Origin of the sequence: Acinetobacter yuyunsongii (assembly GCF_041021915.1) — a bacterium.
Lineage (GTDB): Bacteria > Pseudomonadota > Gammaproteobacteria > Pseudomonadales > Moraxellaceae > Acinetobacter.
Map to the genome: position 1 here is coordinate 1,046,780 of NZ_CP157435.1, position 15,449 is coordinate 1,062,228.

At 35.7% G+C, this 15,449-nt stretch carries 13 protein-coding genes; 11 read left to right on the forward strand and 2 right to left on the reverse strand.

The genetic code is table 11. From position 1 onward, the window contains the following. Positions 1–49: 49 nt before the first annotated feature. From ABLB98_RS05020 to ABLB98_RS05070, 11 genes are all read left to right on the forward strand, one after another. Positions 50–3,235, forward strand: coding sequence for a hypothetical protein (locus tag ABLB98_RS05020; RefSeq protein WP_348883205.1), 3,186 nt, complete (start codon positions 50–52; stop codon positions 3,233–3,235). A 15-nt stretch (positions 3,236–3,250) separates the two neighbouring features. Next, the gene (locus ABLB98_RS05025; RefSeq protein WP_348883206.1) at positions 3,251–3,490 is read left to right on the forward strand and encodes a hypothetical protein; all 240 of its coding nucleotides are present in this window, start codon (positions 3,251–3,253) and stop codon (positions 3,488–3,490) included. Between the two features lies 1 nt (position 3,491). Beyond that, entirely contained in the window at positions 3,492–4,193 is a 702-nt protein-coding gene (locus tag ABLB98_RS05030; RefSeq protein ID WP_151730859.1) for a hypothetical protein, read from the forward strand. After that, positions 4,186–5,118: a hypothetical protein gene (locus ABLB98_RS05035; RefSeq protein ID WP_348883207.1), complete on the forward strand. Its 933-nt coding sequence runs from the start codon at positions 4,186–4,188 to the stop codon at positions 5,116–5,118. Before ABLB98_RS05030 ends, ABLB98_RS05035 begins: the two co-directional genes overlap by 8 nt. 2 nt (positions 5,119–5,120) lie before the next feature. Beyond that, positions 5,121–6,011, forward strand: coding sequence for a hypothetical protein (locus tag ABLB98_RS05040; protein WP_348883208.1), 891 nt, complete (start codon positions 5,121–5,123; stop codon positions 6,009–6,011). A gap of 85 nt (positions 6,012–6,096) precedes the next feature. Beyond that, on the forward strand, positions 6,097–8,844 hold the full coding sequence (locus ABLB98_RS05045; RefSeq protein ID WP_348883209.1) for a hypothetical protein: 2,748 nt from the start codon (positions 6,097–6,099) through the stop codon (positions 8,842–8,844). Positions 8,845–8,904: 60 nt separating this feature from the next. Further along, positions 8,905–11,643 carry a hypothetical protein gene (locus ABLB98_RS05050; RefSeq protein ID WP_348883210.1) on the forward strand — a complete coding sequence of 913 codons (2,739 nt, stop codon included), beginning with the start codon at positions 8,905–8,907 and terminating at the stop codon, positions 11,641–11,643. 67 nt (positions 11,644–11,710) lie between these two features. Beyond that, complete coding sequence (locus tag ABLB98_RS05055; protein WP_348883212.1) at positions 11,711–12,367, forward strand: hypothetical protein; 657 nt, start codon at positions 11,711–11,713, stop codon at positions 12,365–12,367. A 102-nt stretch (positions 12,368–12,469) separates the two neighbouring features. Further along, complete coding sequence (locus ABLB98_RS05060) at positions 12,470–13,006, forward strand: hypothetical protein (protein WP_087545259.1); 537 nt, start codon at positions 12,470–12,472, stop codon at positions 13,004–13,006. A 20-nt stretch (positions 13,007–13,026) separates the two neighbouring features. Further along, positions 13,027–13,464 carry a hypothetical protein gene (locus ABLB98_RS05065; protein WP_348883213.1) on the forward strand — a complete coding sequence of 146 codons (438 nt, stop codon included), beginning with the start codon at positions 13,027–13,029 and terminating at the stop codon, positions 13,462–13,464. 82 nt (positions 13,465–13,546) lie between these two features. Next, entirely contained in the window at positions 13,547–14,032 is a 486-nt protein-coding gene (locus ABLB98_RS05070; RefSeq protein ID WP_348883214.1) for a hypothetical protein, read from the forward strand. Positions 14,033–14,074: 42 nt separating this feature from the next. Here ABLB98_RS05070 and ABLB98_RS05075 read toward each other — a convergent pair whose 3' ends face one another. Both ABLB98_RS05075 and ABLB98_RS05080 read right to left on the reverse strand, forming a co-directional pair. Further along, positions 14,075–14,677, reverse strand: coding sequence for a hypothetical protein (locus tag ABLB98_RS05075; protein WP_348883215.1), 603 nt, complete (start codon positions 14,675–14,677; stop codon positions 14,075–14,077). 54 nt (positions 14,678–14,731) lie between these two features. Next, a complete protein-coding gene (locus ABLB98_RS05080; protein ID WP_348883216.1) occupies positions 14,732–15,319 on the reverse strand; it encodes a DUF805 domain-containing protein in 588 nt (195 codons plus the stop codon). Between the last annotated feature and the right edge of the window lie 130 nt (positions 15,320–15,449).

Consider the following 15,449-nt stretch of genomic DNA (forward strand, 5'->3'; position numbering starts at 1 on the left):
GTAAGATGATGTTTATAAATTAACAAGATTTTAAAATGGGAAATAAACGATGAATGTATTAAATAAGCAAAATTTAAAAATTGATTTAAAAGATGATGTTGGGGCTTTTATTGGTGAATTATCTCAGACACAAGGATGGAGTAATACTCCAGTTTTAAGTTTGAATAAACATCAATGGAATGAAAAATTTGAGCTTAATAATGGTAATGCTCGTTTTTTCCGTATTACTGAGCTTTCTGCTGAAGAGGAAGCAACATTAAGACAAGACCTTGAAAATGTTATCGCCTGTTTGGATCATCCTGATTATTGTTGGGTATACTATATTTCGGGTACATCGGAAGGGATTGAACTTTATCTAGGGGTGGTAAATAAGGTTCAAAAATCGGGTGTACATGAATATAGCGAACTGCTAACCAGTCAGTTAGAGGGTAATCTGACGGGTGTGCAATTGGAAAAAGTTAGCAGCGAAGATTTATCTGTAAAAATCATTCAACCATTACAGGAATCGATACATTTTGGGTTGTTGCATGGCGTACCCTCTCGCAGTATCGACCAGCAATCACAGACTGGACAGAACATTACACAGGGAATAGACCGTCTTGCTCGTGGTTTGTCAGGTGAGGTCTGGCAGCTTTTATTAGTGGCTGAGCCTGCACAGGAGTTTGAAATTAACCAGCAAATTGATGAATTGTTACAGCTTTCATCTGATTTACATCCACATATCAAGCGTTCACAGCAGTCAGGTGAAAATGACAGTACAACAACTTCAAAGACCACAGGGCGGAGTAGTAGCTATGGTTTAACCAAGAATACAGGAACGAGTTTCTCTAAAACGGATGGTACTGGAGATAGTAGAACTGTTAGCCATTCAAAAGGCGATAATGCTGGAGGAAGTAGAACTAAAGGAGAGAATAGTAGTTATTCTAGTAGTAGTGATACAACCAACTGGGGGAAAAATTCATCTAAGACGATTGCAGATGGAACAAGTACCAATGAATCCCAAACTGTAGGGAAAAATACAGGTAAATCTATTTCTAAAACTGATTCTGATAATAGCTCTACAAGTACTGGTACAAGTATTGGTTCATCAAAATCGGATACGTTTGAATACATCAATAAAAAAATTGAACGTGTACAAAGCCATATCAATGACAAATTGATTGAGCGTTTTGATTTAGGGCGTAGTAAAGGTATGTTCCGTACCGCAGTCTATTTGGCTGCACCAACACCTGTCGTTTATAATCGTTTATCTCGTGCGATGGTATCCGTTTTTCAGGGCAATCAATCGCATTTTTCGCCACTTAAAGTAACGGATTTTTCTTTACAAAAAAAACAAGTTCATAATCTATTTTTAGTACAGCGTTTGCCGCAGTCAAATATGAGTAATCAACTGGCATTGATTCACAGTATTCCACAGGCTAAACAGGCATTTTCCGCAGCAACATGGCTTAATGCTAATGAGCTTTCCTTATTGGCAGGTTTACCAAGTCGTGAAGTAGCAGGCATTAAATTACGCAAAAATGTTGATTTTGCAGTAAATCCAGTAAATCCAAAAGATGGTTTTGATTTGGGTGTTGTGGTACAGCATGGACGTAAATTAAAAGATAATGTGGTGCGTTTAGATAAAAAATTACTTAATCAGCATATTTTTATTTCAGGGGTTACAGGAGCAGGTAAAACCACCACTTGCCAACAGATTTTGATTAACTCAGGTTTGCCTTTTTTGGTTATTGAGCCTGCTAAAACTGAATATCGTAGCCTATCGAAGCATCATCCTGAAATTGAATATTATACTTTGGGTAATGAAAAAGTTTCACCATTTCGTTTTAATCCATTTGAATTATTACCGAATGAGCCTTTATCAGGTCATATTGACATGCTTAAAGCAACATTTGCCGCAGTATTTCCAATGGAAGCTTCAATGCCGTATTTAATTGAAGATGCAATTGTTCGTAGTTATGAGCAAAAAGGCTGGGATATTCATTATGATGAAAACTATATTTATCCTGATCCTTGGAATTGTGGTGGACAAAGTTTTCCTATTTTTTCCGAAGTATTATTGACCTTAAAAGAAGTAATTAAATCTAAAAATTTTGGAGCTGATTTACAGCAAAAATATGAAGGTTCATTAATTTCTCGCTTAGATAATCTGACTACAGGTGCAAAAGGTCGGATGCTGAATACTCGCAATTCAATTGACATCAATGAGATGCTTGATAAAAAAGTTGTGATTGAGTTAGAGGATTTACGAGATGAACAAGATAAATGTTTAATGATGGGCTTGCTGATTGGGCGTGTGGCTGAAGCAGTTAAACAACGTCATAAAAAAGACCATAGTTTTCAACATCTCACTTTATTGGAAGAAGCACACCGTTTGTTATCTAAACCACAAGGTGGGGAAGATAGTTCTAAACGTTTGGGTGTAGAATTATTCGCTAACCTTTTAGCCGAAGTCCGTAAATATGGTGAAGGTTTGATTATTGCTGATCAAATTCCGAATAAATTGACACCAGAAGTCTTAAAAAATACTAATACCAAAATTATCCATCGACTATTTGCTGCTGATGACCGTCATGCGATTGGTGATACGATTGGTTTAGACGATGAGCAAAAAGAGTTTTTAACCTTGCTGACCGCAGGTGAAGCGATTGTTTATAGTGCGGGTTGGCATGAAGCAGTCAGAGTGCAAGTACATACACCAAATGATACCAATGCACCTGAAATAGACGTGGATATCATTAAACAACTTGGACAACAACGAATATTTACTCAACAAGCAAAACTCTATCCACGTTTATCCAAGCATTATGATTGGAATGAGATTGGGGTAGAAGTCTTTAATCAATATCTAGTGGACGCAACTAGAATGTTAAATTTATTGATTCGTATGGGGATGAAAGCTGACGATTTAGATTGGAAAGCTCGTACCTTTGAAGCAATGCAAGTATTGGCAGAAAAATACCCATTTGTACCTGTAAAACCGACAGTATTGATATTATTTGAAGATATTGCACCGATCTCACCTGAACGTATTTATACACGTAACGCCCAAACAGTGAAATTAAAGGCTGTGGAATTATTTGCAATATTGTGGGATTTAGTCCAGTTAAATTTATTAGAATCTTTAGATGCAGAAAATACGCTCCAGCGGATTTTAGGTGAAGAAAATATTAAGGCTAATGCAAATATTTGGTTAGATATTGCTGAGATGTGCAATAACATTAAATCAATTTAAGGAGAAATAAAAATCATGGGTTGGTTTAGTAGTTTGATAGGATCTGGTTCATCTTCAAGTCAATCGGAAACACCTGAAGACAATGCCACATATAAAAAATATGCTGCGGAAATCAATAATTTTGAACTTGATCCGAAATTAGTTAAACAATCGGTCAGTTCTAAAAATAGTAGTCTTCAACTCAGTCAAATCCAAGATGATTTAAATGAAATAGATAGTCTTGATGACGTAAAACAACATTTTCAGGAGAAATAAAATGGGTTGGTTCAGTGATGCCTGTTCTGCGGTTAGTTCCGCATTTAGTAGTGTCTGTTCTGCGGTCAGTAGTGCATGTTCTAGTGTGTTAAGCGGGATTTCCAATGTATTAAATAGTTCTTCAGGCTCATTTATTACAGCATTAGCACTTGCTTTACCTATCTCTGGTGCATTAGCAAAAGCTATTACAGCGATAGATGTGATTAGTAAAATTTTAGGAATGTTAGAGCCTAATGAAACCACAGAAGAGATTGGTGATCGTGCGATACAGGCACAGGATCATGGAATTAGTCCTGAGAACTATGCAACTTATAAAGAATATCTGGCTGCGATTAAAAGTTTTGAATTAGATCCTAAAAAATCTGCTGAAACAAGTGACCTCGATAAAATGGCAGCAGGTATTGGCGTACAGTATTGGGGTTTTGAAGAAAAATTTGGGGTTGGTACAGGAGACTTATTATCTAAAACTGTTGAGTCACCAGATTATTTCACAGGAGATCGTTTAGCTAGTTTCCTTGATAAAGTTGAAAATATATCTGATGTTGTCCAGTTTTTTGATGGAAAGCTTTCATCAAATGAACGTAATGCTGTGGAAGATAAATTGATTGAAGCTGAAAAAAGTATCAATCCAGATAAATCAACTGCAAATATTTTAAAAGAACTGAATGACAATACTCAATTTAGGGACTATACCCATGAGTAAACAAAAAGCCACTATTAACGATGACCTACAACATTACTTATGTATTTTGGCATTTAAAGATCATCTGGTCGCATACCAAAGTATGCAATCAGAACCTTGGCAGTTAATTCAAATTAAAGGAAGTCAGCAATATCTACACAAGGATAAGGCGAGTAGCTTAAAAGATGTATTAAGCGATATTTCTGCTAACCTGAATTTGAAAGATGGCTTAGAAAAAGTAAAAGTGAGTCTACTTTATCAACAGGGGCAAGATAAGCTATTTATTGATGCTGTGAAAAACTTACAGGAATATCACTGTAAGACATGGCAAATACTCAACTGGGACAGTATTTATCAATATGCTTTACAGATATTGAATATCGAACAGGTATTTTTTGATACTCAAACAGTAGATCACCCATGGGTGCAAGATCATATCTTGCCATTGGTTTGGCATGAAAACAGTATTGAGCATCAACAGCAGGCTTTAGTTGCTTTGCGTCAGGAAAAAAATCAGATTGAAGAGCAGCTTGCATTAATGCGTTCTGATGCAGAGCAAGCTTTGGCTCAACAAGTGAATAAACTTGAAAATGATAAGCAGCAGTTACAACAACATATTTTTGATGCAAGAGCACAATTGCAAAAATTGCAGCAGCCTGACTTAGAAAGCCTTTTGGTTTTTCTACCTGTCATTTTTAAAGATTTCTGGAATGTGGTACGTCCTGATGAGTTGGCAATGATTGTTGGGGTACTCAATACGCCATCTGTACCATCACCTTACCATTCACCAAGCCTAAGCACTGTGCAGCAAAAGAAACGTCAATTTTTAGCACTGTCAGAAGAAAGTCAGGATAAAATTTTGGATTTATGCCGAGAATTGGTACATAACCATAATGCGTTACAAGTTCATCAGGAATTTAAATCTTTAGTCGGGGCGTTGGATTGATTATGGCAAAAGATGACAACATGCCAACCAAAAAAGAGATGATTCAATTTCTTGAACGTGTAGAGCAATTAACTGAGGACGACAACGTGTTTAAAGAAAAATTGGGTGGCTTATTACGCAAAATTGGCGATAAAACAATTGCCCCAAATGATACTTCTCCTATACGACATGATACAAAATCGGAAAATCATTTATTATCAAACTCAAAATCGACAGAGCTTGAACAACGTATCCATGTAATGGAACACGATAATGATGTTTTACGTCAGCAATTAAATCAGCTTAATCATATCAATAAGGAATTGGAAAAAGAAAAAATGGGGCTTTTGGATTTATTTAAGCGAAAAGAACAAGATGTTAGTCATTTACAACAACAGATTGGTGATTTAAATCAACAACAGCAAAAACTTACACAAAATAATGAACATTTAAATAATGAAATCCAACATTTAAATCAGAAGATTGGCTCATTTAACTGGGCAAAATCACTTGAATCTGAATTTACTTTTTTAAAACAAGTACAGTCACATCCAGAGCTTACTAGTATTTTATTGCCAAACGGTGATGATAATGTCCTGCAACTCATTGCGATTGCATCTCAATGGAATAACGTGTTACGGGTTTGGGATGCTATAGCAACACAGGTAAAAAATACTCAACAAGCTATTTCTGCAACAGAACAGCAAATTCTTGAGCATAGTCTAGCTTTATTTAATCTGACTCTACAAAGTAATCAGGCAACTTTGAAAAATCCTGAAACTGGTGAAAGTTATGATTATGATATTCATCAAAAAGTATCAGGTAGTGGCGGAAGTGTTGAGCAAGTCTTACTTGCAGGTTTATATAATGCCGCAGGCGAAAATGTAAGAGCTGCCATAGTAACTACACGTTAATTTTAGAAATGAATAAACTCCCCTTAATCATAAAGAAATAAGGGGAAATAATGATGAATAGAAATAGCCTAAGAACAGGGAAGTTATGAGTCAGTCTGCTAAAACATATGATGTTTATTTACCTAAAGCCAAGCAAAAAGTATTAAAAAAAATTGCAGTATATGATGTAAAAAAAATATTGATAGATTTTTTAAAAACAGTACGTATTTGGTCTGTTGAAAATTATGATAGTAGTCTTTTTACTGATGAGTCAGAATATCCGAGTGATTACGAAACTTTTGAGTTGGATATTTATACGAAATTGGCTTGGAATGAGAGATTTGACTATCAAGAATTAACTGATTTTCATAAAACAGATAAGAATAATCTTAGAGATACTCTTAATATTAAAAATTGGAAAATTCCGACAATAAAAAAAATGGAGGAAATATATCGGTTAGAAAATTTTTACAATATCATTAATACTTATTGTTATTTTACAATAGATGGTAAAGTTAGTTATTTTAATGATGGTAGTGTTGAGCTTGATAAAGGGTATGTTAATGGTGTTTATATTTATGCAGTAAGTGATTTTTTTCAGAACAAATCTAATATAGAGATAATAGACTATTTACTTGTTAAAAAATGGTTTTTTTTCCCTGCTGATAGTATTGGTTTTGCAGATAATGATTATCAGGATTTTCTAAGAAATTTGAATATATATAGAGATTTCATTGCAAGAGAAAGTGATAGAGAGCAAAATATTATTGAATCATGGAAAAATATTGATTATTTTTCTGTTCGCTTACCTGTCATAGATGCTCCAGTTTTTACTGATAGTCATAAGGGATTATGGGAATTTTACGCTCCACAATCACAACAAAATCAATTTAATAAAGTTCAGTCTGAGACCTCTGTACGTGGTCGAAATCCAGCTTTAGATATTCAACATGCACCCGTTGCAATTGACTTTGGTACAAGTAGTACGGTTGTTGCCATTCGTCAAAATGGACGAGATGAATTATTGCGTATTGGCATACAGGAAAAAGACTTAAATAAAGCGATTAGTGCAGAGCAATTTGAAAACCCAACGATTTTAGAGTTTTTAAACCTTAATGAATTTCAAACCTCATGGCAAAGTGAAGCCTATCGTCCTTTGGTCAATTGGGATCATGTACATTGTTCGCATGAAGCCAAAGCCAGCTTAAATAATAATAAGGAAGCAGATAGCAAGGTTATTTCAAGTATATTCCCACGTTTAAAACAATGGGCATTGCGTGATGCTCAACACACCAAAGTTGTGATTACTGACCAACAAGGCACAGAATATACAGTTCAACCATTAACGGAATATCACCCTGTTAAAGGTCAAGCGATTCAAATCAATCAAAACTACCCTGAACTTGATCCAATTGAACTCTATGCTTGGTTTTTGGGTATGAATATCAATTGGCGAGGACGTGGCATATTCCTTGATTATTACATGACGTTTCCAGTCGCATATCCATCCGAAGTAAAAGATAAAATTCTGGCTTCTTTTCGCCGTGGTTTAATGCGGAGCTTGCCAGAATCTTTAATTGCGGATGAACAGTTTAACCAGTTTAGTGTTCGGGAATGGGCTTCTGAACCTGCTGCCTATGCAGCCGCAGCTTTGGAAAAACTCAATATTGAACCGACTGAACAAGGCGTTGCTTATGCTGTATTTGACTTTGGTGGAGGTACAACCGATTTTGATTATGGTATTTATCGAGAACCGAATGAGCAGGAAGAAGACTTATACGATCATGTAATTGAACACTTTGGTGCATCGGGTGACAAATTTTTAGGCGGTGAAAACTTACTGGAAAATCTTGCTTATATCGTCTTTAAATATAATCAGGAAATTTGCCGTAAACAAAAAGTAAGTTTTACAAAGCCACTAGATGCCGAAAAATTTATAGGTCATGAACAACTCATTGATGATAGTCAAATGGCGTATACCAATACGTCTTTATTGATGGCAGCACTACGTCCATTTTTAGAAAAAGGTCAATTTGCTGATGGTTTTGCAGGAGCTTTGGATATTAAGTTGCTCAACCGACAAAATGAGGTTGTAAATTGTCAATTTACGGTTAAACAAGATGAATTGTTATCTTATCTAAAGAGTCGTATCTATCAAGGCTTCGTTAATTTCTTTGTAGGGCTAAAACAGGCATTTACAACACAGCATCAAGCTTTACCTAAAGTCATTCATATTTTGCTGGCAGGAAATGCCAGTCGTTCCAAATTGGTGAAAGAATTATTAGTGGGTATTGATAAAAAAGATCAAACTCAAACCACATTATTAAATCTAGGCACAATTTTTGGTCAGGATATTCCTGAATTTAAAATTCATTATCCACTAGATGCCGACCTTAAACATCATGATGTCATTACTGCAAAAACAGGCGTGGCATTGGGTTTATTACGCCTTTGCCCTGGAGAGGGCTTAAAAGTCATTAACCATGCCAAAACAAATGATGATGCAAATAGTCCATTCCAGTTTTATGTTGGTCGTCAAAAACGTGGGGTATTTGAAGTCATGATAAAACGTGGCGATGCGTACCATCAATGGCAGCAGATTGGTGCTGTGAGTGAAGATGGGATTTTCCTATTACTTTATAGTTCTTTGGCTCAAGCCTTAACGGATGAAGGAATGAAACGGGGAGCAACAGGTCTATTTGATCAGCGTATCCGTTTTGCTGGCAACACCGCAGGGCAAAAAGTTTTCGCTCGTATTCTCGCTCCAAGTGAGATTGAATTGTGTTCAGCAAGTGATCTGGACGAAATACAAGTAACGGGTGGTAATAATTTACAGCAAATTAAATTGTCATAGGGACATAACCTGTCCCAACCAAACATCAAAATTGAGAAATAGTTAAATCGGGGAACATAAATGAGTCAAAGTTTTGAAACTTTTGTACCAACTTTAAAACATCAAAAGCTGCTTGCTACAGCAGAAGCAATCGCACTTGAAAATGATAAGGTAGAAGATGCGAAAACGTTGAAACAAGCGACTGAAGATGCTGTAAAGTATTTTGAACAATATCGTTACTGGTCGATAGATAAAGCAGGTATTATTTTTGACAGAAAAACAGGTTTATTGTGGCAAGAAAAGAAGACAGTAAATAATGCCACTGAAATGAAACAACTAAATTTATTAGGTTTACAAGATTGGAAGTTTCCAACACAAGGTGATGTAAAAACAATTGTAGAAGATAATAATAATCATTGGCGAAAAAATCAAAATAGTTATTATCTTCTAGGAAGTTCAATTATACAATTAAGCGAAAATCAAGCGATGTGGTTGGATAGAGATTATCCCTCTACACTTAATACCAGTGGATATTTAATTTTAGCGATAAATTTATACTTCAAAGGAAAATCTACACTAGAAATTTTAAAAACACTCAACAAGAGGAAATGGAATTATAAACCTTATAATGTTAATGCTGCGGCAGAAATTAGCACATTGCATAAAAATGCAAATATTATTAACCAATTGTCAGAAAAGACCTATAACTATAAACCTGAACTAAGTATTGCCCAAGTTTGGCAAAGTATTGACTATATCAGCACACGCTTACCAAAAATTGACTCTCTAAAATTTACTGATGTTGAACAAGGCATGTGGGAATTTTTTGTTCCTAAAGCTTTACAGGGTAAATATACAAAAGTTCAATCCAAACAATTCTGCCGTGATCGTAACCCTGTTTTGGATATTCGGGAAGCCAATGTCGCAATTGATTTTGGTACAAGTAGTACGGTGGTTGCCATTCGTAAAAATGGTAAAGATGAATTATTGCGTATTGGGATGCAGGAAAAAGATTTTGCCAAAGATGCCATTACTGATCAACAATATGAAAACCCGACTGTTTTAGAATTTCTGGATTTACAAAACTTTCTGAAAGAATGGCAGAGTGAAAGTTATCGTCCATTGGTAAATTGGGACAATATTCATTGTTCACATGAGGCAAGAGCGGCACTACGCAACAATAATAGTAATACCAAAGTAGTGAGTAGTATTTTTGCTCGCTTAAAACAATGGGTATTGCGGAATGAACAAACAGCGAAAGTTCGTTTACGTGACCAACAAGACTATGAATATCAACTACAACCTTTAACTGAATATAATCCTGTCAAAGGTCAGCCAATTCAAATCGGTAAAGATTACCCACAACTTGACCCAATCGAAGTCTATGCATGGTTTTTGGGAATGACCATTAACTGGCGAGAAAGAGGTATCTTCCTCAATTATTACTTAACATTCCCTGTTAAATATTCCAATGAGGTGAAAGCCCGAATATTGGCAGCATTTCGCCGAGGACTACAACGTAGTTTGCCTGAATCATTGATTTATGATGAACGCTTTAATGATTTTAGCGTAGAGGAGTTGGCTTCTGAACCTGCTGCATTTGCTGCTGCGGCATTAGAGCGTCTGGAAATTGAACCTGATGATGGTGGTGTTTCTTATGCTGTATTTGACTTCGGTGGTGGTACAACCGATTTTGACTATGGTTTCTATCGTAATCCAAATGACGAAGAACATGATGAGGGATGGGATTATGTGATTGAACATTTTGGTTCATCAGGTGATCAATTTTTAGGTGGTGAAAATTTACTGGAAAACTTGGCGTATTTGGTATTTCAAGCGAATAGCAGCGAGTGTAATAAAAATAAAATTGCATTTACCAAACCATTGGATGCAGAAAATTTTGCAGGTTCAGAACTACTCATTGCACAAACACAGGCTGCCTATACCAATACTACGCTGATGATGTCTAAATTAAGACCATTATGGGAAGCTGGAAAAAGCCTTGATTCAGAGGGAGAAGAAAAATTTTTATTGATTGATAAAGATGGTCAAACTGTACAGTGTGCTATTAATATTAAAGAAAAAGAATTAATTACCTTTTTGGAAAATCGTATTCGTCAGGGTTTAAAAGATTTCTTTATTGCCATGAATGTTGCCTTTAAACAACAGCATCAAAAGTTACCTGAATTGATTCATATTCTTTTAGCTGGAAATTCAAGTCGATCACGAATTGTGTTAGGGCTACTTGGGCGTTTAGATGATGAGAAATCTAAAGCCTTACATCAATTGTTATTGACAGATTTAGCAGAGATTTTTGAGGATTTGCCTGATCTTGAAATTCATTTACCTTTAGATGCTGATCCTAAAAACGCGTATGCACCAACCGCTAAAACAGGGGTAGCGTTGGGGTTGTTACGTTTATGCCCTGGGGAAACACTAAAAGTCGTCAACCATGCTGCGGAGGATAATACCGATAGTCCATTCCAATATTTTATTGGTGCATTTAGACGAGATACTTTGCAAGTGGCAATTCATCGTGGACAGACTTATCAGGAGTGGGCGGAACTCGGTAAGCCCCTCAATGGTGTGTTGGTTATGGGCTATACAACTTCATCTAGTGCAGCACTTGAAAATCAGGTTAAACGTGGTGATAAAGGTGTGTTTGAACAAAACTTACGATTATCGGGTAATATCCAAGGTCATAAGGTATTTGCTAAAGTACTTTCACCAAATGAAATTGAAATCTGTACGGCGCAGAGTTTGGATGATGTTCATCGCCAGCAAACCAATAATAACCGTATTATTCAATTAAGCATTTAATTCAGTGGATTGAGGTTGTTTATTTTAGGGTAAGCAACCTATTTAGTTTTTTAGATTGGGAAGAAAAATGCTTTCGGATATCCAGCAAACCTTTAAACAAAACCGTGAAAATTTTAATGAGGATTTTCGTTTACGGATTCATCGCTCACTAAGCTGGTTACAACGAGCTGAACAAGCTCAGCAAGAGCAGGACTTAGACTCAAAATTTATTTATCTATGGATTAGTTTTAATGCTGCTTATGCCAAAGATTTGGGAGCTGGTTTAAGAAGTGCTGATAAGGGGGCATTTGTACAATTTATTTATCGTATCTGTCACTTAGATAAAGAACAAAAAATTTATTATACAGTTTGGAATACATTTTCAGGCAGTATCCGTATTTTGCTGAATAACCAATTTACCTTTCAGCCTTTTTGGGATTATCACAATGGTTTAATTACTGAACAAGATTGGATAGCTAGTTTTGAGAAAAATAGAAAAAAAGCACTTGAGGCTTTAAAGCAAAAGGATACACCTGAAATTTTAATTGCAGTGTTTAATCATCTCTATACTTTACGCAATCAGATCATGCATGGCGGTGCAACATTTAACAGTACTATTAATCGTAGTCAGCTAAAAGATGCTTGTAATATTTTATCTACGTTGATTCCTGAAATGCTTAAAGTAATGCTACAAAATCCAGATGATAAAACATGGGGAAAACCATTTTATCCAGTCGTAAAATAATTGATAAAAAGAAAATTTTATAAGGACAGGGACACAACCTGTCCACTCTATACTCAATACTAAAGCCTTACCATAATGATAATTCAACAAGGGGTTTATTCAATGAAATTATCAAAATCTATTTTACTGGCAAGTTTACTTGCTACAACTACATCTGTTTTTGCAGATGACTTTATTTCTGCAAATGGGGTGAAGCTTACAGTCGGTGATTCACTAAAAATGGTTACAAGCAGACTAGGCAAACCTTCAGAGAAAGCAGCAGGGTTGATTATCTGGAAGCTAAAAAATGGCAATAAGATCGCAGCTCGTTTTGATCAATATGGCTTAAGTAATGCAACATTAAGCGGAAATGTATCTACTGATTATTTATATACAGATGGCATTAAGATTTTCCTTAATAAAGAAAGCATCAATAGCATTGAGAAAAAACTCAAGTACGGTTGCTACCATGAGGGCTGGGGTGAGGGTGCAATTGCAGACTATGTTGTGAGAAGTGGTCCAGAGGGTTCAATCAATCTGATTTTTAATACTTGGGGTGGGGACATAACAACCAAGCAATTAAAAAGCCAAAAAGTATCAGCACTGAGCTTGGGTGATGATGAACCATTTGGTGAACAAAAATATTGCCACGATCAATAAGAAACTTAAAGGGCTCTAAAATGAAAAAATTAATCATCGGACTTGCCGTTGCTGCCTGTAGTCATTCATTATTCGCAGCTTGCCCAAGTCAGAGCAAAACGGTATTCAACTGCACAACGACCAATAACAGAGTGATTCAGGTCTGTGATGCAGGCAATGCGATCAGCTATTCATTTGGTAAGGCAAATGCCACACCAGAGTTGGCGATTACAGTTCCTCGTAATAAAGTCACCACCTATCAATGGCAGGGCATTGGTCGCTATGAAAATTATGCGATTAATATTCCGAATGGAAAAACCATATATCGGGTCAATGACAGTCTGGACAAAATGTCTCAACAATATACGGCTGGCGTTGAAGTTTTCAATAACGACAAATTACTTACCACAGTGGAATGTGCTGCCAATAAAAAAATAACCAGTAAAATTCAGGGCATTAAACTTCGTCCTGAAATGTAATCCTAGTTTTATCTTTCTCTAAGTTCTTATTTCATTTTCTCGGAATAAGAACCTGAATTTTTTAAAAATAAATGGTGATCCAATGAGATTATACTATCTTATCGGGAGTCTGTTGCTTGTCGCTGGGTGTCAGGATGCCTCAAACAATAAGCCCAATGTAGATTCCACTGAAAAAGCTGAAGTGATTCAGGAAACACGACCTGTTAATGATACCGATGATCAATATAGTGCAGACGGCTTAACCCGTTATGAGAATGAAAGTGTAGAGGAAATGGAAACACCTCAAATTCCCGAAGAAGCGCCTGTGCGAATCGACTTACAATTAAACCCTGCATGGGCTGAATATGGCTTAGGTATGATTGATGTTCAATCGACAACAGATCAAGTGGTGATTGAAAAAGTGATTCTCAATCGGGGACAGTGTAGTGCAATTGATAATTCAATTAAAATGCCTGTCACTTTAAGCTTTGGTCATACCTATCGAGGCTATATCAATAACTGTAACTTGGATAAAATCATTGAAATTCAAATTAATACAAATTTAGGTAACTGGACATTTAAAAGATAATAAAAGAGAAAATGTCAATATTGGCATTTCCTCTTTTTAAAATTATGGATTAGCAAGTAAAGCTAGTTTCTTGCCAACCAGTGCGTAAGATTGAGTATTCACAATTGATGGGCAGCAAGAGGGATCATTTTCTGCATATTCATGGTTCTCGACCGTAACAATGCCATCTTTACTGATGTTGGTGACTTTGGCATCCAAGCCTAAATTGAGATCAGTTATAAAATTGATCTGGTCTTGTTGGTCAGTAGTAAAAATCAAAACTTCATAGGTCATGGTTGTTGAATGGCAGTTTGTTTCCTCACAGAAACTCGCCTCAACAACGTAATCAGTCTTTCCATCCTGATTAAGATCGGACTTAATAATATTTTTTGCGTTTAATGCATATTTAAAATAATCGTCATCTGTAGCAGAACGTCGGGATTCTTCATTTAAGAATTTAATCGATTCAGCAATTTTATTGTCAACCAAAGTTTCAATGCCTTGAAGAGTAGGTTTATTTTGAATAATCTTTTCTTCAGCTTGGGGTTGAATAGATTGTTCAGATTTCTCATTTTCAGCTTGCGGCAGAACTTTTTTAATATTGTCACATGCATTTAATAGAGTTGCACTACTGAGTAGCATAAGCGTAAAAATAAAGGGTTTCATATAGGATTCCATTAAAAAAGCCTACATAACTGGAAAATTATGTAGGCATAAAAGTTATAAAGTTGGTTCACCGTATTGATTATTATGGCTGTCTCCTGATTGCGCCCACCAAATAATTAAAGGAATGATTCCAATAATCGTGAAACTCATCAGATACCACCATCCAGAACGATTTGTGTCATGGAGTCTACGAGCAGAAACGGCTAGAAAAGGAATAGTTAATGCTAGCGTTGTGATGGCATAAAATACAATCTCTGTTCCTAGAATTGCATCAATGACCATTGAAAGAATATTACAAATAACGAAGCCTAGATAAAAAAACCAAAACTCTTTAGGTCTTGCTCGACCATTAAAATTGGCATAATTTTTTAGGCACTTCATAAACCAGTCAAAAAGATTAAAATTTTCTTCAGGTTTTTCTGAATAAGAGGTGCTTAACGTGGAGGATGTATTTGTTCCTAAAGCTTTATATATAGCAATTGCTTGATTTAAATGATTAGTATCAAAATCGACTTTCATACCACGTTGTGGTAAAGCTGATTCTTTCCATTCGCTGCCCAAAAAATGATATCTAACAGCATCATCGCCTGAAATTACCCCAGTATTGGTTTGAATTGAAAAATCTAAAATTGTACCTTTCATATTTTGCTCCACGTTAAACAAGTCTGTTTTGTTGTTTTGTGAAGCTATATTGCAATGATTGATGGACAGGTGGTGTCCCTAAGCAATTATTTTATGAATAAGTATTTTTTAATGGTTAATTTTCTATCAC